Source organism: Agromyces sp. Y558 (genome assembly GCF_059445415.1).
The window spans coordinates 1,830,558-1,849,026 of record NZ_JCAIUH010000001.1 but is presented as its reverse complement, the minus strand read 5'-3'; the positions used below and the strand labels follow the sequence as shown (position 1 = coordinate 1,849,026).

Sequence of the window (18,469 nt, the reverse complement as noted above, 5' to 3'; positions counted from 1 at the left end):
CATGTCGGTCGCTTCCACCGCCACCACCGCCGCGGGCGGTTCCCGCATCGCCGCCCGACGCGATCCTGGCGGTCGTCAGCGCTTCGACTGGGGTCAGCCTTTCGTCTACCTCGTCGCGCTCGTCGTCGCGGCGGTCGCGATCGGGCCAGTGCTCTACGTGTTCATCGGCGGTTTCCGCACGACGGCCGACCTCAACGCGAATCCGGCGGGCTTTCCCGCCCCGTGGATCTTCGACAACTGGAGCGTCGTGCTCGGCTCGCCTCGCTTCTGGGGCAATGTGCTCTCCAGCATGATCCTCGCGTTCGGCACCACGGCAGGCGTCGTCATCGTCGGCGTGATGGCGGCGTTCGTCATCGCCCGGTACACCTTCCGGGGCCGTGAAGGGCTCTACCTTCTCTTCGCCGCGGGGCTGATGTTCCCGCTCACCGTCGCGGCGCTCCCACTGACGTTGCTGCTGCGCACCCTCGGCCTGCACGGCAGCTTCCTCGGGGTCATCATCCCCTCGATCGCGTTCGCGCTGCCCACGACGATCATCATCCTCGTGCCGTTCCTCCGAGCCATCCCCGATGAGCTCGAAGAAGCCGCAGCCATCGACGGCACGACGCGCGTCGGCTTCTTCTGGCGCATCCTCCTGCCGCTGTCGATGCCCGGGCTCGTCACCGTCGGCGTGCTCGCGTTCGTCGGAAGCTGGAACGGCTATCTGCTGCCACTGCTCGTCATCAGCACGGGCACGCTGCCGCAAGAGCTCTGGCCGCTGCCGCTCGGCGTGACCCAGTTCGCGACGCAGTACTCGCAGGACACCGGCGCGGTGCTCGCCTACACGTCGCTCGCGATGATCCCGGCGCTCGTGTTCTTCCTGTTCGCCGAGAAGCGCATCGTCGGCGGCCTCACCGGGGCGGTGAAGGGATGACGACTGGCAATGACCGGGCGACGGATGCTCCGTCGGCCACCCCGACCCGCCCGCTCACTTCTTCTTCACTCTCGCCGAACGACGTGTCGTCGGCGCCCAACGGGAGCCAACCGGCATGACCACAGCACACACCACCCAGCCCGCGACGGATGCCTCGTGGCGCGAGCCTGCCCTGCCGATCGAGGAGCGCGTGGCGTACCTCGTCGGCGAGATGACCCTCGACGAGAAGCTCGCCCAGCTCTACGGGGTGTGGGTCGGCGCATCGGACGAAGGCGGCGACGTCGCGCCGCACCAGCACGACCTGACCGACGATGTCGACCTCGACGAGTTGCTGCCTGCGGGTCTCGGCCAGCTCACGCGTCCCTTCGGCACGGCGCCGGTCGACGCTGCGGTCGGCGCGATCTCGCTCATGCGCACGCAGGAGCGCATCGTCGCCGCGAACCGTTTCGGCATTCCGGCGCTCGCGCACGAGGAGTGCCTCGCGGGCTTCGCCGCGTGGGGTGCGACCGCGTACCCGGTGCCGCTGTCGTGGGGCGCCTCGTTCGACCCCGAGCTGGTGGAGCAGATGGCCCGCCGCATCGGAGATGACCTGCGTTCCGTCGGTGTGCATCAGGGGCTCGCGCCGGTGCTCGACGTCGTGCGCGACGCCCGGTGGGGGCGGGTCGAGGAGACGATCGGCGAGGACCCGTATCTCGTCGCCACCGTCGGATCCGCGTATGTGCGCGGCCTCGAGTCTTCGGGTGTCGTCGCGACCCTCAAGCACTTCGTCGGCTACTCGGCTTCACGTGCCGGCCGCAACCTCGCTCCGGTCTCGGTCGGGCCGCGTGAGCTCGCCGACGTGCTGCTGCCGCCGTTCGAGATGGCCGTGCGCGAGGGCGGCGCCCGCAGTGTGATGAACGCTTACACCGACCTCGACGGCGTGCCGTCGGCGGCCGACCGATCGCTGCTCACCGGCTTGCTGCGCGAGACGTGGGGCTTCGACGGCACCGTCGTCGCCGACTACTTCGCGGTGGCGTTCCTGAAGCTGCTGCACGGCACAGCCGGCACTTGGGGCGAGGCCGCCGGCGCGGCACTCGCGGCGGGCATCGACGTCGAGCTGCCGACGGTGAAGGCCTTCGGCGAGCCGTTGCGGCGCGCGGTCGAGCAGGGAGTGGTCGACGAGTCGATCGTCGACACGGCACTTCGGCGAGTGCTGCGTCAGAAGGCGGCGCTCGGGTTGCTCGACGAGGACTGGTCGCCGGTTCCCTCGGCGCTCGCCGGCCTCGACCTCTCAGCTCCGGAGTCGCTGCGCGGCTCGGTCGACCTCGACTCCCCCGGCAACCGCGCGCTCGCGACACGGCTGGCCGAGCAGGCCGTCGTTCTGCTCCGCAACGACGACACCCTGCCGCTCGCGGCAGCCCCGACGATCGCGGTCATCGGCCCCAACGCCGACGACCCCTACGCGATGCTCGGCTGCTACTCCTTCCCCGCGCACGTCGTGTCGCAGCATCCGGGTGTGGCTATCGGCATCGAGATTCCCACGGTGCTCGAGGCGTTGCGTGACGAGTTCCCCGGCAGCGACATCCTGCACGCGCGCGGCACGAGCGTCGACGGCGGCGAGACCGATGAGATCGCGGATGCCGCGGCGCTCGCGGCATCAGCCGATGTCGTGGTGCTCGCGCTCGGCGACCGGGCAGGCCTCTTCGGGCGCGGCACGAGTGGCGAGGGATGCGACGTGGAGTCGCTGACCCTGCCCGGCGCCCAGCAGCAGTTGCTCGATGCGGTGCTCGCGTCGGGCACGCCGACGGTCGTGACCCTGCTGACCGGGCGGCCGTATGCGCTCGGCAGCGCGGTCACCGACGCCGCGGCGATCGTGCAGGCGTTCTTCGCCGGCGAAGCGGGCGCCGCGGCGATCGCGGGCGTGCTGAGCGGCCGCGTCGAGCCGAGTGGCCGGCTGCCGGTGAGCGTGCCCGCCACGCCCGGCTCCCAACCGACGACGTACCTCGCCGCGCCCCTCGCACGCGCCAGCGACGTCTCGAACGTCGACCCCACTGCCGCATTCGCCTTCGGGCACGGGCTCGGCTATTCGACGGTCGACTGGCTGTCGTTCGAGGGCGACCTCGCCGAGATCGGCACCGACGGTGAGGTCTCGGTACGCCTCGTATTGCGCAACGCCGGCGAGCGCCGCGGCGTCGAGATCGTGCAGCTGTACCTGCACGACCCGGTCGCCTCCGTCGTGCGCCCTGTGCAGCGGCTGGTCGGCTTCGCGCGCGTCGAGCTCGAGCCCGGCGAGGTTGCCGAAGTGCGCATGTCGGTGCACGCCGATCTCGCCTCGTTCACGGTCCGAGACGGCCGACGGGCAGTCGAACCGGGCGAGATCGTGTTGAGCGCGGGTCGGTCGAGTTCCGACCTCGTGTTCGCGCACTCGGTGCAACTCGTGGGCGAGATTCGGGCGGTCGACCACGAGCGGCGGCTGCACCCGACGATCGTGGTCGAGCGCGGGGCATCCGTCGACTGATTGGTTGTCTGCGGCCTGGGCGCTCCAGCTCAGGCCGCGGGCGGGGCAGTGCTCTCGCGCACGACGAGGCTCGTCGCGAGGTCCATGCGGGGAGTCTGCTGCTGTGGCGCTTCGCTCAGCCGGATGACGAGTCGCGCGGCCTCCTCGCCCATGCGCCGCAATGGCTGGTGCACGGTCGTGAGTCGCGGCGTCACCCATCGGGCCAACGGAATGTCGTCGTACCCGACGATAGAGAGGTCATGCGGCACCGCCAGCCCCCGAGCCCGTGCAGCGTCGAGCACGCCGAGGGCCTGCAGGTCGCTGCCCGCGAAGATCGCTGTGGGCGGCTCGCTGAGGTCGAGCAGCTCGCCGGCGCGTTCGAAGCCGCCGGTCACGTGGAAGTCGCCATAACGGACCCAGTCAGGCCGGATCGGCAGGCCGGCCGAGTTCATCGCCGAGCGGTAGCCGTCGAGTCTGGCGAGCGAACACATCATGTCGTCGGGGCCGGTGATCGCGGCGATGCGGCGGTGGCCGAGTTCGATGAGGTGACGGGTCGCCATGAGCCCGCCCGCCCAGTTCGCCGAGCCGACCGACGGCGCGTCGGGCGAGGGGTCGCCGGCGGGGTCGACGATGACGAACGGGATGGCGCGGGAACGCAGCCGTTCACGGTATTCGGGTGCCAGGTCGGAGAAGACCAGCACGACGCCGATGGGGCGGCGGCGCATGACGCCCTCGATCCAGTCGGGGTCGGGTGCGTGCCGGCTGCCGCTGACGGTCAGCACGACGCTCAGCCCGCGCTCCTTCGCAACTGTTTCGACGCCGTTGATGAGCTCCATCGACCAGATGTCGTCGAGCTCGTGGAAGACGAGTTCGATGAGTTCGGCGCGCGTCTCGGACCGTGCGCCGCCGCGTCGCACGTAGCCGCGGGTCGCGAGCAGCGTCTCGATGCGCTCGCGCGTGGCGGGCGAGACATCCGATCGGCCGTTGAGCACTTTCGAGATCGTCGCCAGCGAGACGCCGGCCTCATCGGCGATGTGTGAGAGCGTCACGCGATCGGATGCGGAGTCCACAGTCATGTTTCGATCGTATCGACGAAACTCCTACCTCGGTACGGTGCCGCGCGGGCGCCTGCGCCGCGACCTGATGGTTCGCGGTCAGCGAGCAAGCGGGTGATGTGGCGCTTCGAAACAAATCGTTGCCGCCGGCTTGCATCCGACCATCGCGAGCGTTATGTTGATGATCACAACAAATCAACGACGATGCTGAGAAGGCGAATTCCATGTCCAACGCCCCCACCCGCGACGACAAGTTCTCCTTCGGCCTCTGGACCGTCGGCTACAACGGCACCGACCCGTTCGGCGGCCCCACGCGGCATCCGCTCGATGTCGTGCACGTCGTCGAGAAGCTCGACGAACTCGGCGCCTACGGCCTCACCTTCCACGACGACGATCTCTTCGCCTTCGGGTCGACGGATGCCGCGCGCCAGACCCAGATCGACCGGTTGAAGGGCGCCCTCGAGGCCACCGGCATCATCGTGCCGATGGTGACCACGAACCTGTTCAGCGCCCCCGTCTTCAAAGACGGCGGATTCACCTCGAACGACCGCGACGTGCGCCGCTTCGCGCTGCGCAAGGTGCTGCGCAACATCGACCTCGCCGCCGAGCTCGGTGCGAAGACCTTCGTGATGTGGGGCGGGCGCGAAGGCGCCGAGTACGACGCCGCGAAAGACATCCGCCAGGCGCTCGAGCGGTACCGCGAGGCCGTGAACCTGCTCGGCGACTACGTCACCGACAAGGGCTACGACATCCGGTTCGCGATCGAGCCGAAGCCCAACGAGCCCCGCGGCGACATCCTGCTGCCGACGCTCGGCCATGCGCTCGCGTTCATCGAGACGCTCGAGCGCCCCGAGCTCGTTGGCATCAACCCCGAGGTCGGCCACGAGCAGATGGCGGGCCTCAACTTCGCGGCCGGCATCGCGCAGGCGCTCTACCAGGGCAAGCTCTTCCACATCGACCTCAACGGCCAGCGAGGCATCAAGTACGACCAAGACCTCGTGTTCGGCCACGGCGACCTGTACAACGCGTTCGCCCTCGTCGACCTGCTCGAGAACGGCGGCCCCGATGGCGGCCCGACGTACGACGGCCCGCGCCACTTCGACTACAAGCCCTCGCGCACCGAAGACGAGACCGGCGTCTGGGACTCGGCGGCCGCGAACATGGCCAACTACCTCATCCTCAAGGAGCGGGCGGCGGCATTCCGCGCCGACCCCGAGGTGCAGCAGGCGCTCGAGGCCGCGAAGGTGAACGAGCTCGCACAGCCCACCCTGCGCGACGGCGAGAGCTACGACGACCTCATCGCCGACCGCTCGGCCTTCGAGGACTTCGACGCCGACTCCTACCTCGGCAGCCACGGTTTCGGCTTCGTGCGCCTGCAGCAACTGGCCACCGAGCACCTCCTCGGCGCGCGCTGACCATGCGTGGCCGCAGCCTCGTTGCCCACCAGGTCTCGAGCTCCCGCTCCAGCTCCAGCTCCAGCTCCCGCCCACCCCGCGCTGCAGTAATTCAGGAGCGGAGGCGTGTCGCGCCAGTCAAGGCCGGCGTGTCGCTGCGACACGCCGGGTGCGCTCCTGAATTGCTGCAGGATGCGGCGGTTGAGCGGGCAAGGGCAGGGGCCGCGTCCCGGGCGGGCGCATGACGCTCGTCGCGGGGGTCGACTCGTCGACGCAGGCCTGCAAGGTCGTCATTCGCGATGCCGCGACCGGAACCCTCGTGCGCTCCGGCCGCGCGCCCCACCCCGGCGGCACCGAGGTCGACCCCGCCGCCTGGTGGGGAGCCATGCTCTCGGCCTTCGCCGACGCGGGCGGACTCGACGGCGTCGAGGCGATCTCGATCGCCGGGCAGCAGCACGGCATGGTCGTGCTCGACGCCGAGGGCCGGGTCATCCGCGACGCGCTGCTGTGGAACGACACCCGTTCAGCGCAGGCGGCGCGTGACCTGATCGATGAGGTCGGTGCCGCCGAGTACGCCCGCCGCACCGGCATCGTACCCGTCGCCTCGTTCACGGCGACGAAGCTGCGCTGGCTGCGCGATGCCGAACCGGATGCCGCGGCGCGCGTCGCTGCGGTCGCGCTCCCCCACGACTGGCTGACCTGGCGGCTGCGCGGCTACGGGCCTGCGGGCGAGTCGCCGCTCGGACCGGTGCTCGGGGAGCTCACGACCGACCGTTCCGACGCGAGCGGCACGGCGTACTGGGGCTCGAGTGGCTACGACCGCGAGCTGCTCATCCGCGCCCTCGGTCACGACGCCGTGCTCCCCCGCGTGCTCGAACCGCACGAGACGGCCGGTCGCACGCCCGACGGCATCGTGGTCGGGGCGGGTGCGGGCGACAATGCCGCCGCCGCACTCGGCCTCGCCGCGGCATCCGGAGATGTCATCGTCTCGATCGGCACGAGCGGCACGGTCTTCGCCGTGACGGATGCCGCCATCGCCGACGCCTCGGGCACGGTCGCGGGCTTCGCCGATGCGACCGGGCGGCGCCTGCCCCTCATCGCGACACTCAACGCCGCCCGCGTGCTCGACGCGACGGCCGGCCTGCTCGGCGTCGACCACGCCGAGCTCGGCCGCCTCGCGCTCACGGCGGAGCCCGGGGCATCCGGAGCCGTGCTCGTGCCGTACTTCGAGGGGGAGCGAACGCCCAACCGCCCCGACGCCACCGCCTCGTTCTCGGGCCTCACGCTCGCCAACACGAACCGACCGTCGATCGCCCGAGCCGCCATCGAGGGGCTGCTGTGCGGCTTGGCCGACGGACTCGATGCCGTGCGCGGGCAGGGCGTCGAGGCCGCCCGCGTGCTGCTCATCGGCGGTGCGGCGCAGAATCCGGCCGTGCGACGCATCGCCGCGCAGGTCTTCGAAGTGCCCGTCGTGGTGCCTGCCCCCGGCGAGTACGTCGCCGACGGTGCCGCCCGGCAGGCGAGCTGGGCCCTCACCGGCGAGCGCCCCGCGTGGCCGCTCGACCTCGATGAGGAACTCGCGCCCGACACCCGGGCCGTGATCCGCGAGCAGTACGCCGCCCGCGCCCACCCCTGACCTGACCCGAGTTGCCCAACATCGTACAAAGTCGGGATGCCGCGGGGCGGGTCGTCGTGAGCGGGTCCCGGGGCGACTACCGGGTGGCCTAGGCCGGCGGCGAGTAAACCGTCATGCTCGACGGCCGCTGAGCTGAGCGGCGATGAGCCCGTTCAGCAATGCGGCACCCGTCTGCGCATCGGGCACCGTGACGACGATGGATGCACCATGCGCACGCTCGACCTGAATGGCAGGGCCCGATCGCGCGATGTACCCGCGACGCCCCGAGCCATCGCTCCGGAAGCCCCACCCGCCGAACTCGGCCGAGCTCACCTCCACCGCCGCGGCCGAGACGACGTCATCGAGCGGGACGAACAACACCCGAAAGCGCAGCGGCGTTGCGACCCGCAGACCACGGGCGTCCACTGTGACCCGAGCCGTGAGCGTCGTCATCAGGAATCCGAGCACGAGGAGGATGCCCACCGTCCATGCCCACATATTCGGTGTGATGATGAGCGGAACGAGGGCCGCGAGCATCGCCGCCGCCGCGAGCAGGAACACCAAGGGCGGCGATGCGACGGTGGCCGTCCAGACCGCCACATCGCCGGGCGAGAGTGCGATCGCCGGAGCAGGTGTCGGTGCACGCCGCGGTCTGCGCGGCGCCCCGGGCAGCACGACCCATGCGAGCACACCGACGACGAGCGACAGCCCGAGCGCAATGAGCCAGAGCAGTAGGAATCCACCGGGTATCGCGACGATGTCGCGGCCATCGAGTTGCGGCGCGGTCGAGGCGATGAGCAGCACCGAGAGGAAGGTGACCGCCACCGCCCCCATCACCGCCGACACGCGCACGCCGTCGGACAGGCCGGATGTCGGGGCATCCGTCGATCGCCGCACTCGCTCGATCGAGCGCATCGAGCGCATCGAGCTCAACGCCGACCACGAGGTCACTGCGGTGATGATGCCGCCCGCCGACGCGTAGATGACGAGCAGCACCCAAGGCGGCGCGAATCCGTCAGGCATGCCGTCGGCGCCCCAGTGGATCACGACTTCGGCGGGAAGCCGGGGCAGCCAGGCGATGAGCACGATAAGGCCCGCGGCGAGGATCGCCACCGGTATCCAGATCACGACGACGAAGAGGGCGACGTGGTCGCTTCGGTGGCTCGCGGCGGGTCGGTCGTTCATCGGTCGAGTTCCTCTCTCATGAGTGCCATCACCGTGTCGCGGGCGATGCCGTTGGAGCGGATCGTCGCTCCGAGCGCGGCGATCAGGCGGGTGACATCATCGAGGTCCGGCGATCCGACGACGATGGCCCCGCGGCCCCGACGAAGCTCGACGAGCCCCTCGTCGCGCAGCGCCTGGTAGGCGTGCAATACGGTGTGCAGGTTGATGTCGAGCGAGTTGCCGAGCTCCCGTGCCGCCGGCAGCCGAGCACCGGTGACAAGCCGCCCCGACAGGATCTCCGAGCGCAACGACCTGACGAGTTGCTCGAAGATGGGTACCGGCGATGACGGCTCGATACGGATGATCATGCGACCAGTATTCTAGTTATGACTAGAACAAGTCAATCCAATTCACTCGCGATCCGCCGTGCCGGGCGCTTAGCATGGGAGTGAGACGTCGCCCCGGTGACGGCGCCCGACGTACGACGAGGGAGCGATGATGTCCGAATCGAACCGACCCGCTGAACCGCAGTTGCCCGCCGAGCCGAACCCGCCCGCAGATGCGGCCGAGCCCACCGACGAGGCCGTGCCCACCGACGACCTCGAGGGCAGCTACACCGAGGTCGACGGCGAAGCACCGCACAAGCGAACGGTAGCCGGCGAGTACACACGAACCGACGGCGTTGCCGACGACGAGTCTTCCGTCGGTGACTACACCTCGACCGAGGAGCACCCCGACATGCACGATCCGGCCGAGCGCCACGGCAAGTTCGTGCGCGCCGAACCCGCCAAGCCTCATCCCGGGCTGCACCACACCTGACCCGGAGCGCGTCGCTCAGCGAACGGCATCGCCCGCCGCGCGGCCGGCGAGTGCCGCGCCACCGGCGAGCGCTGCGCCCGCGGCTTCGAGCCACCTGACCGGGTCGGCCATCGCGGCGGGCGCGCCACCTGCGAGTTCCGCCAGGGCAACGGATGCCGCGTACCCTCGCGGCTCGGACGTGATCCCCCCGGCGACGAGCGCCACCGGCGCGCCGGCCGCCGCGGCCAGACGGGCCACCTCGCTCGGTGCCTTGCCCGCCTTGGACTGACCGTCGAATCGTCCCTCGCCGGTGATCACGAGCGCGGCGCCGGCCAGATCGCGACCGAGCCCGATGGCGTCGGCGACGCGCGCAGCGCCGCCGCCCATCTCGGCACCCCAGGCGAGGAGGCCGAAACCGGCTCCGCCCGCAGCGCCCGCGCCCGCGGTATCGGGCGAGATACCGGGCACGAGCCGGGCGAGCCGGGCGAGGTTGCCGTCGAGCACCTCGACCGTCGCGGCATCCGCACCCTTCTGCGGTCCGAACACCGCCGCGGCGCCCATCTCGCCGAGGAGCGGATTGGTGACATCTCCGAGGATCACCGCACCGCCGTCTGGCAGCGGCCGAAGACCCGAGAGGTCGACGCGCGCGATCGTGCCGAGACCGCGATTGCCGAGCCGCACCGGGCGCCGGTCTGCGTCGAGGAAGCGGGCACCGAGCACGGAGAGCGCGCCGACTCCCCCGTCGGTGGAGGCGCTGCCGCCGAGCGCGAGCAGCAGGCGAGTGGCCCCGTGGTCGAGCGCTGCGGTGATCGCCTCGCCGAAGCCCGCGGTGTGCGCGTCGAGCGGCGCGAGCGGATCGAGCAGCGTGATGCCCGAGGTCGCGGCGAGCTCGACGACTCCGGTGCCGTCTGGCAGCAGCAGCCAGTGCGTTTCGACGGGCGCAGAGACCGGTCCGCGCACCGAGATCGGCATTCGCCGCGCACCCGGCGCAGCGATCTCGAACGCGTCGAGAGTGCCTTCGCCGCCATCGGCCATGGGTCGCAGCACGATTTCGTCGCCGGCCCGAACCGCATGCCAGCCGCGTGCGAGGGCGGCCGCGGCATCCGCGGCGCTGACCGTGCCCTTGAAGGAGTCGGGTGCGATGACGACGCGGCTCACGGCACGTTCGCCGTCGGGCCCGGCACTCGGGCGAGCCAGGCGAGCGAGCGCGCGAGCAGCTCGCGGTGGCCGACCGAGTCGTAGGAGCGCACGTCGTGCCCGAGCGCGTCGTAGACGAGCCTCGAGCGGCCGATCTCGCGCGCCCAGACGAGCGGGTGCCGCGTGCCCTCGTGCTCGTGCTCGGCGATCGGCTCGATCACGTCGAGGAGCCGGAAGTCGGTGTACCGCTCGTCGAACACCTCGAAATCGGCGAGCCCGTCGACGATCGCATGGTTGCCGACGACGTGCACCAGGGCGTCGCCGATCGGCGGATGCCACGAGTGGTCTCGCACCCAGCGCGCGCCGAGCGCATGCTCGTACGCGGGGTAGTCGCGCAGGCTCGCGGCGGCCGAATGCACGGCGAGGAGGCCGATGCCTCGGTCGAGAGCCGCGTCAAGGGCGGCATTCGCGGCGGCAAGCACGGCGGCGTCAGGTGCGTCACGCGCGTCTCGTGGGTCAGGTGCATCCGGCAGGTCAGGCGTATCGGATGTCGCCGCGGGACTCGGCCCCTCGGGGTCGCCGGCGTTCACGACGATGAGGTCGACGTCAACCGCCAGGTTCGCCAATGCGGCATCGATGCCATCGGTGGCGGTCACCGTGTAGCCGGCCGATTCGACGAGCTCGGCAAGCCGCGGACTCGTCTCGGCGTAGGCGTGCCACGGGTCGGCATAGCGGCCGGTCCCGGTCAGAATGACGGCGTGCATGGCGCCTCCTCGCGTTTCGGGCATCGTATCGCGGGGCATCCGGTCACGCTTGCTGCAGCAGCAGCGCCCAGCCGAACGGCGCGAGCGTCACCTGTTCGATCCGCTCCCCCGTCACGGCGTCGACACCGGCCACGGCAACCGTCACCGACGGCTCGCCCGCGGCGCAACCACGAGTCGTGGCATACGGAAAGCGCTATCCCGACCCTACCCGGTCGAGCTCGATCGGTCGGTCGAGGCCGACCACCCGCCGCGTCGGCCATCGCGGGTCGACCGTGAGCACCTCGACGCCCGACTCGCCCACGAGCACCGTGTCTTCGACCTTCGCCCCTGGAGCGGTGGGATTCCACGCGAACGGCTGGCGCACCTGCACGAGGTCCGCCACGGTCGGCGTCGCCCGCGGATCACGGCCCGCGTAGCCGGCCGCTCCGCCCTGATGGTGACGGCGCCACTCCTCGGGGTCGAACCCGTGGCGCCCATAGGCGGCGATGCCAAGCTCGAACGCCGCTCCGATGGTGGCGCCGATGCGGGTCGCCGCGAAGAATTCCGCTTCGACCTCGAGGATGCGTCGTTCGGCGTCGCGCTCCTCGGCCGGCGCCTCGCCCCAGCGCACCCAGCGCGTCGCGTTCGCGATGAGTCCGTGCCGCCTGCCGCATACGACGAGCATGGCCCGGTCGCCGATCGGCCACGACGTGGGCAACGGATGCCTGTGGCCGAGCCTCGATCGTCCGGAGACGAGCGTGACCAGCGGATCGATGCCGCGGGCCACGAGGTCGGCGGCCAGCCGCGCTGCCACATCGAACTCGGTGTCGCGAGGATCGGCGGCACTCGCGGCATCCGTCATCGCCTCGGCGACCTCGCGGCAGAGCGCGCGGTATCGGGCGAGCTCGCCCGGCAGCAGGCTCGCTCGCGCCGCGCGAAGTTCGGCGGCGGCATCGGTCTCGTCGATCGCGGCGAGCCCGACAGGCACGAGGGAGTCATGCCACGGCACCCGCACGACGTCGAATCCGTCGGCGCCATCGAGCTCTTCGGCGAGCAGTCGATCGGCCTCGTTGTCGAACACCCGCAATTCGTCGCCGGCGCGGTCGACGACGATCGCCGCGACCGGGTCTCCCGCGAGCGAGACGTGGGTGCGGGCGCCGTCGAGGTACCACGCGACCGACGCGTGCGAGCGGAGCACGATCGCGTCGACTCCGCGTTCATCGAGTACGCCGAGTACCCGCGCGCGTTTCGCGAGGCGGTCTGCGGCGCTCGTCGCGCCGGGCGAATCGGCGCTCATCGCACGGGCCCCGTGCTCTCGCGGGCTTCGAGTCGCGGCCGATAGAGCACCGAGTGCTCGATCGGGCCACCGGCGATCAACGTGCGCAGTCGCGCCCACACCTGCGCGCCGATCTCGCCCCGCGGCACCGACATGCTCGTCAGCCGGGGCGTCGCATATCGCGACATCGGCACGTCGTCGAAGCCTGCCACCGAGAGCTCGCCGGGCACGTCGACGCCGAGTTCGCGCAAGCGGGTCATGAGGCCGAGGGCGACGAGGTCGTTGAAGGCGATGACCGCCGTCACTCCGCCCCGCGCGGCATCTCGCACCGCTTCGGCCGCGCCGTCGCCGTCTTCGGGACGGGATCCGCCCGGGATCAGGTCGATGCGCATCGACGGGTCGGCGGCGAGCGCCTCTTCGACGCCCCGCAGTCGCTCGGCGTTCGAGGCGCTCGTCGTCGGGCCGCTGACGTACGCGATACGACGGTGACCGAGACCGCTCAGGTACTCGACGAGATCGCGGATGCCGCGAACGTAGTCGACGCCGACGATCGGCACGTCGGCCTCGGGCAGGTGCCGGTTGACGACGACAACCGGCGCGACCCGCTCGACGAGGCGGCGGAGGCGCTCTTCAGGCATGCGCGGTGCGCAGAGCACGAGCGCGTCGCATCGCTGCCGCGCCTCGACGGCGATGGCCTCCTCATCGTCGACGAGCTCGGCGGTGTCGGCCACGAGCACGCGATAGCCATCGGATGCCGCGGCGAGACTGAGCCCCTTGAGGATGCCCTGGAACAACGGGTTCTCGAGGTCGGGCACGACCATCGCCACGGTGTCGTTGCGCCCGTGCACGAGGCTGCGGGCCGCGACGCTCGGCGAGTATCCGAGCGCGGCGACGGCGGCCTGCACGCTGCGCACGATCACCGGATCGACCGACTGCTTGCCGTTCAGCACACGGGACACCGACGCCTGCGAGACGCCGGCGCGCGCCGCGACGTCGGCGATCGTGATTGCGCGGCTGCGTTCGGCCATCGTGCACTCCTCTCGCGCCGCAGTGCGGCGAACTCTCATGGTCGCGTCTGGTCGAACAGATCGGGAAACCGGTTCCTCAGTGTAGCTGTCAGCTTGCCCAACGGATCAGGTTTCACTTAGGCTCTGGCAGAGAAAGCGGTTTCTCGAAACGTCAGGAGCACGGATGCGGATCCTCGTCACCGGATCATCGGGCAGGCTCGGCCGCACGCTCTGCGCGGGCCTCGCGGCATCCGGTCACACCGTCGTCGGCGCCGACCGCTCACCGGCTGGCCTGGCGGGCATCGACGAGCGCGAGGTCGACCTCCTCGACGGCGCCGCCGCGCTCGCGCTCATCGACGAGGTGCATCCCGACGCCCTCGTGCATCTCGCCGGCATCGCGGTGCCGTTCAGTGCACCCGAGCCCGAGATACTGCTGACCAACACGGCGCTGGCGCACGCCGTGCTCGCCGCGGCCGCGCAAACCGGGGTGGGGCGCGTGCTCGCCGCGAGCAGTCCCACGCTGATCGGCTACAGCTCACCGGCGTGGCGGGCGTCTGCGGTGCCGATCGACGAGACGCACCCGGTCGCGCCCGCGAACGCCTACGCCCTCTCCAAGCTCGTCATCGAAGAGGCCGTGCGCATGTTCTCGCGAACCGCCGCCGGCGCGTACGGCTTCTTCCGCCCCTGTTACATCGTCTCCCCCGAAGAGTGGGCCGGTGCGCCCACCCAGCAGGGCCACACCATGGTCGAACGGCTCGATGACCCCGCACTCGCAGCGGTGAGCCTCTTCAACTACCTCGACGCCCGCGACGCGGCATCCTTCGTCGACGCCTGGCTCGCCGCGCCCGCCGAGGTCGTCGACGGAGAAGGGTTCTTCGTCGGCGCCGCCGACGCACTCGCGCGCACCCCGGTCGCCGAACTCTGGCGCGAGTTCGCCCCCGGCCTCGGCGAAGCGGCCGACCGACTGACCGGCACGAGCCCGGTGTTCGCGATCGACAAGGCCGCGGCGCTGCTCGGCTGGCGGCCCGAGCACGACTGGCGCAGCGAACTCGACGCAGTACCAGCACCCGCACCCGCCGTTGCGGCACATCCTGCCGCACCGCACACACCGTTCACCGAACCGAGGGTTTCATGACCGCCGTACCCGCGCCCGTCTTCGACGGAGTGCTGTTCTTCCCCGTCACCCCCTTCTCGGCCGACGGCACCGTCGACCACGGCATGCTCGCCGAACACGTGACGAGCCGGCTGTCCTTCGGGCCGGGCGGAATCTTCCCTGCGTGCGGCACCGGCGAGTTCCACGCCCTCGCGGCGAGCGAGGCGATCGAGGTCGTGCGCACGACCGTCACCGCGGTCGCCGGCCGGGTGCCGGTGATCGCCGGCGCCGGCGGTCCGCTCGGACATGCGATCGAACTCGCCCACGGCGCTGCCGCAGCCGGCGCCGACGGCCTGCTCCTCCTGCCGCCCTACCTCGTCTCGGGCACCACCGACGGGCTCATCGCCTGGGTCGAAGCCGTCGCCGCGGCATCCGAGCTGCCCGTCATCGTCTACCACCGCGGCACCGCTCACTACACGGCAGACGCGATCACCCGGCTCGCCGCGAATCCGAAGGTCGTCGGCTTCAAAGACGGCACCGGCGACATCGGCCTCGCCCAAGAGATCGTGCTCGCCACCGAGGCGACCGGCCGCGAGCTGGCGTTCTTCAACGGGCTCCTCACCGCCGAGCTGAGCCAGGGCGCCTACCGCGGCATCGGCATCCCGCTCTACTCCTCTGCGGCGTTCGCGATGATCCCCGAAGTCGCCGCGCTGCACTACCGCGCGTACACCGACGGCGATGAGGAGACGCGGCTCCTGCTCCTGCGCGAGTTCTACGCCCCGCTCGTGCGCCTGCGTGACGAGACGCCCGGCTTCGGGGTGTCGCTCGTGAAGGCCGGGTTGCGACTGCGCGGCCTCGCGGTGGGCTCGGTGAGGCCGCCGCTCGTCGATCCCACGCCTGCGCAGGAGGCGCGACTGTCCACGCTCCTCGATTCCGGTCTCGCGCTGGCCGGACGCCTGAGCCCGGCCGCGGTGCGGTGAGTGACATGACGGCGACGGATGCCGCGGCGAACCGCGCGACAGGCATCGCCGATGCCGCCCGCACCGGCAGGGAAGACGGCGCGGCAGGGCCGGCCGGCAGGGAAGACGGTGCGGCAGGGCCGGCCGGCACGGCTGGAAACGCTGGCACGGCCGCAGCTCGGGCGACTGGAGCCGCGCACCCGGACGGGGCGGCAGGGCCGGCCTGCACAACGACGATCCGGCGCATCGCGACCCGGCGCATCCGGGTGCCGCTCGGGCGCCCATGGGGGCCCGACGTGCGCGACCTCTTCGTCATCGAGGTCGTCGTCGAAGACTCCGCAGGCGACCTCGGCCATGGCTTCTCGTGGACCCCGTCGATCGCCGCCGCCGCAGTTCAGGCCCACCTCGACCATGACATCGCGGCATTCGCCGTGGGCCGGGCCGCTGACGCCGAGGCCCTGTGGCAGCCGCTCTGGGCGCACCTTCACGAGGGCGGTGGCGGCGGCATCACGACGATCGCGATGGCGGGGCTCGACCTCGCCCTGTGGGATCTCGCCGCCCGCCGCGCCGGCGCCGGCATCACCGATCACCTCGGGCGCCGCCACGAGACCGCCGAGGTCTACGGCAGCGGCGTGAACCTGCACTACTCCCTCGACGAACTCGTCGCGCAGGCCGAGCGCTGGGTCGCTGCGGGATTCGACGCCGTGAAGGTCAAGGTCGGCAGCCCAGACCTCGCCGACGACGTGCGGCGCATCGCCGCGGTGCGCGAGGTCATCGGCTCCGATCGGCGGCTCATGATCGACGCCAATCAGCGCTGGAGCCTCGACGCCGCCGAACGTGCGATCGGCGAGCTCGCGGCCTTCGACCTCACGTGGATCGAGGAACCCCTGCGCGCCGACGACCTCGCCGGCCACGTCGCTCTCCGTCCGCGCGTCGACGTACCGATCGCACTCGGCGAGAACCTCTACACCCGCTACCGCTTCGCCGAGTTCATCGACGCCGGCGCCGTCGACCTCGTGCAGCCGAACATCGTGCGAGTCGGCGGCATCACCCCCTTCCTCGCCATTGCCGAACTCGCTCGCGATCGCGGCGTCGAACTCGCACCGCACCTGCTGCTCGAGCTCTCGTCGCAGCTCGCGCTGGCACTTCCGGGCGAGCACCTCGTCGAGGCCGTCGAAGACGCGTCCTTCGCCGAACTCGACGCCCTCGCGGACCCCGCCCCGATCGTGATCGAGGGCGACCGCGTGCGCACGACGGGCGGGCTCGGGCTCGGCATCCGCTTCACCGACGACCGAGCGGATGCCGCGGCATCCACTCACCCCATGGAGGATTCATGACCGGCACCGCCATCGCCACCGCTACCGCCACCGGGCTCGACACAGTTGCCGACGCGGCACGACGGGCGTTCTCGGCGACCGTGGCCTCGACCGCAGCCGAACGCGCCATCTGGCTCACCGCCGTGGCCGACGCACTCGATGCGAACGGCGCCGAACTCATCGCGGTCGCCGACGACGAGTCGCACCTCGGTCTCCCCCGCCTCACCGGCGAACTCGCCCGCACGACCGCGCAGCTGAGACTCTTCGCCGAGGCGATCGTCGAGGGCTCCTACCTCGAGGCGACGATCGACCACCCGAGCGCCACGACCACGCCGCCGCGACCCGACCTGCGTCGCCTGCTGCGCCCGCTCGGTCCGATCGCCGTGTTCAGCGCCTCGAACTTCCCCTTCGCGTTCTCGGTCGCCGGCGGCGACACCGCCTCGGCCCTCGCCGCAGGTTGCCCCGTCATCGTGAAGGGTCACTCGGCCCATCCGCGCCTCTCGCGCCGCACCGCCGAGGTCGTGGCCGACGCGCTCGCCGCGGCCGGCGCACCCGACGGCGTCTTCGCCCTCGTCGAAGGACGCGAGACCGGCATTGCCCTCGTGCAGCACCCGGCGGTGCGGGCCGTGGGCTTCACCGGATCACTGCACGGCGGCCGGGTGCTCTTCGACCTCGCGTCAGGGCGGCTCGACCCGATCCCCTTCTACGGCGAACTCAGCGCCGTGAACCCAGTGCTCATCACGGCGGCCGCGATCGCGGCACGGGCCGACGAACTCGCGACGGGCCTCGCGGCATCCTTCACCCTCGGTGCCGGACAGTTCTGCACGAACCCGGGCGTCGTCTTCGTGCCCGCCGGCTCCGGATTCGCCGAGCGGGTCGGCCGCCTCGTGCCGACGGATGCCGCGCAGCCGATGCTCACCGACGGCATCGCCGCTGCCTACGCCAACGGGCTCGGCGAGCTCGCCGCCCGCCCCGACGTTTCGGTCGTCGCTGGCAACCCGGCGCAGCAGCCGGGCACGGGTTCGGCCGTCGTGCTCGCGACCACGACCGACGCTGTGCTCGCCGACCCCGCGGCACTGCTCTCGGAGTGCTTCGGCCCGACGACGCTCATCGTCGAGTACCGCGACGTCACCGACGCCCTCGCGGCGATCCGCGCTGTCGGCGGCAGCCTCACTGCGACCGTGCACGCCGAACCCGGCGAGGAACTCGGTGACATCCTCGCCGTGCTCACCGAGATCGCCGGCCGCGTGCTCTTCGCTGGCTGGCCGACCGGTGTCGCCGTGAGCTGGGCACAGCAGCACGGTGGGCCGTGGCCGTCGACGACGTCGATCCACACCTCGGTCGGAATGACCGCACTTCGCCGCTTCCTGCGCCCCGTCGCCTACCAGGACGCCCCCGAGGCGGCGCTGCCGCCCGAGCTGCGCGAGTCGAATCCGCTCGGCATCCCGCGCCGCGTCGACGGCGTGCTCACGCTCGGGCCGCAGGCCTCGTAGCGCCCGACGCGCAACGCCAGCCTCGTAGCGCCC

Annotated in this window: 16 protein-coding genes; 9 read left to right on the top strand and 7 right to left on the bottom strand. The window is 71.3% G+C overall.

Translation table 11 applies throughout. The annotated features are described in order from the left end of the window. The first annotated feature begins 1 nt into the window (after window position 1). Complete coding sequence (locus AC1C2T_RS08715) at window positions 2–910, top strand: carbohydrate ABC transporter permease (RefSeq protein ID WP_495385003.1); 909 nt, start codon at window positions 2–4, stop codon at window positions 908–910. 115 nt (window positions 911–1,025) lie between these two features. After that, window positions 1,026–3,407 carry a beta-xylosidase/alpha-l-arabinosidase gene (locus tag AC1C2T_RS08710; protein WP_495385002.1) on the top strand — a complete coding sequence of 794 codons (2,382 nt, stop codon included), beginning with the start codon at window positions 1,026–1,028 and terminating at the stop codon, window positions 3,405–3,407. A gap of 29 nt (window positions 3,408–3,436) precedes the next feature. Here AC1C2T_RS08710 and AC1C2T_RS08705 read toward each other — a convergent pair whose 3' ends face one another. Next, entirely contained in the window at window positions 3,437–4,462 is a 1,026-nt protein-coding gene (locus tag AC1C2T_RS08705; RefSeq protein WP_495385001.1) for a LacI family DNA-binding transcriptional regulator, read from the bottom strand. 203 nt (window positions 4,463–4,665) lie between these two features. Here AC1C2T_RS08705 and xylA point away from each other — a divergent pair, with 203 nt between their 5' ends. Beyond that, window positions 4,666–5,856, top strand: a complete 1,191-nt coding sequence (gene xylA / locus AC1C2T_RS08700; protein WP_495385000.1) for a xylose isomerase — start codon at window positions 4,666–4,668, stop codon at window positions 5,854–5,856. A 220-nt stretch (window positions 5,857–6,076) separates the two neighbouring features. Then, entirely contained in the window at window positions 6,077–7,471 is a 1,395-nt protein-coding gene (gene xylB, locus AC1C2T_RS08695) for a xylulokinase (protein WP_495384999.1), read from the top strand. Window positions 7,472–7,582: 111 nt separating this feature from the next. On the opposite strand, the gene AC1C2T_RS08690 is transcribed toward xylB, so the two are convergent. Together AC1C2T_RS08690 and AC1C2T_RS08685 are read right to left on the bottom strand one after the other, a co-directional pair. Continuing rightward, window positions 7,583–8,635: a DUF1648 domain-containing protein gene (locus tag AC1C2T_RS08690; protein ID WP_495384998.1), complete on the bottom strand. Its 1,053-nt coding sequence runs from the start codon at window positions 8,633–8,635 to the stop codon at window positions 7,583–7,585. Continuing rightward, entirely contained in the window at window positions 8,632–8,982 is a 351-nt protein-coding gene (locus AC1C2T_RS08685) for a GntR family transcriptional regulator (RefSeq protein WP_495362165.1), read from the bottom strand. The genes AC1C2T_RS08690 and AC1C2T_RS08685 overlap by 4 nt, the downstream gene beginning before the upstream one ends. A gap of 130 nt (window positions 8,983–9,112) precedes the next feature. Between AC1C2T_RS08685 and AC1C2T_RS08680 the strand changes: the two genes are divergently transcribed. Further along, window positions 9,113–9,433: a hypothetical protein gene (locus AC1C2T_RS08680; protein ID WP_495362164.1), complete on the top strand. Its 321-nt coding sequence runs from the start codon at window positions 9,113–9,115 to the stop codon at window positions 9,431–9,433. 15 nt (window positions 9,434–9,448) lie between these two features. Here the strand turns inward: AC1C2T_RS08680 and AC1C2T_RS08675 are convergent, their stop codons facing one another. The 4 genes from AC1C2T_RS08675 to AC1C2T_RS08660 form a co-directional block, all read right to left on the bottom strand. After that, a complete protein-coding gene (locus tag AC1C2T_RS08675; protein WP_495384997.1) occupies window positions 9,449–10,570 on the bottom strand; it encodes a glycerate kinase in 1,122 nt (373 codons plus the stop codon). Next, window positions 10,567–11,313 carry a ThuA domain-containing protein gene (locus AC1C2T_RS08670; RefSeq protein ID WP_495384996.1) on the bottom strand — a complete coding sequence of 249 codons (747 nt, stop codon included), beginning with the start codon at window positions 11,311–11,313 and terminating at the stop codon, window positions 10,567–10,569. Before AC1C2T_RS08670 ends, AC1C2T_RS08675 begins: the two co-directional genes overlap by 4 nt. 193 nt (window positions 11,314–11,506) lie before the next feature. Then, the gene (locus tag AC1C2T_RS08665) at window positions 11,507–12,589 is read right to left on the bottom strand and encodes a M24 family metallopeptidase (RefSeq protein WP_495384995.1); all 1,083 of its coding nucleotides are present in this window, start codon (window positions 12,587–12,589) and stop codon (window positions 11,507–11,509) included. After that, window positions 12,586–13,596 (bottom strand): LacI family DNA-binding transcriptional regulator, encoded by a 1,011-nt coding sequence (locus AC1C2T_RS08660; RefSeq protein WP_495384994.1) that lies wholly within the window; start codon window positions 13,594–13,596, stop codon window positions 12,586–12,588. The genes AC1C2T_RS08665 and AC1C2T_RS08660 overlap by 4 nt, the downstream gene beginning before the upstream one ends. Window positions 13,597–13,759: 163 nt before the next feature. On the opposite strand from AC1C2T_RS08660, the gene AC1C2T_RS08655 reads away from it, so the two are divergent. From AC1C2T_RS08655 to AC1C2T_RS08640, 4 genes are read left to right on the top strand one after another with little or no spacing between them, the layout of a single operon-like run. After that, window positions 13,760–14,710, top strand: a complete 951-nt coding sequence (locus tag AC1C2T_RS08655; RefSeq protein WP_495384993.1) for an NAD-dependent epimerase/dehydratase family protein — start codon at window positions 13,760–13,762, stop codon at window positions 14,708–14,710. Further along, the gene (locus AC1C2T_RS08650; protein WP_495384992.1) at window positions 14,707–15,648 is read left to right on the top strand and encodes a 5-dehydro-4-deoxyglucarate dehydratase; all 942 of its coding nucleotides are present in this window, start codon (window positions 14,707–14,709) and stop codon (window positions 15,646–15,648) included. The genes AC1C2T_RS08655 and AC1C2T_RS08650 overlap by 4 nt, the downstream gene beginning before the upstream one ends. Window positions 15,649–15,653: 5 nt before the next feature. Beyond that, on the top strand, window positions 15,654–16,964 hold the full coding sequence (locus tag AC1C2T_RS08645; RefSeq protein ID WP_495384991.1) for a mandelate racemase/muconate lactonizing enzyme family protein: 1,311 nt from the start codon (window positions 15,654–15,656) through the stop codon (window positions 16,962–16,964). Continuing rightward, a complete protein-coding gene (locus tag AC1C2T_RS08640) occupies window positions 16,961–18,436 on the top strand; it encodes an aldehyde dehydrogenase (NADP(+)) (RefSeq protein ID WP_495384990.1) in 1,476 nt (491 codons plus the stop codon). Before AC1C2T_RS08645 ends, AC1C2T_RS08640 begins: the two co-directional genes overlap by 4 nt. The last annotated feature ends 33 nt before the right edge of the window (window positions 18,437–18,469 follow it).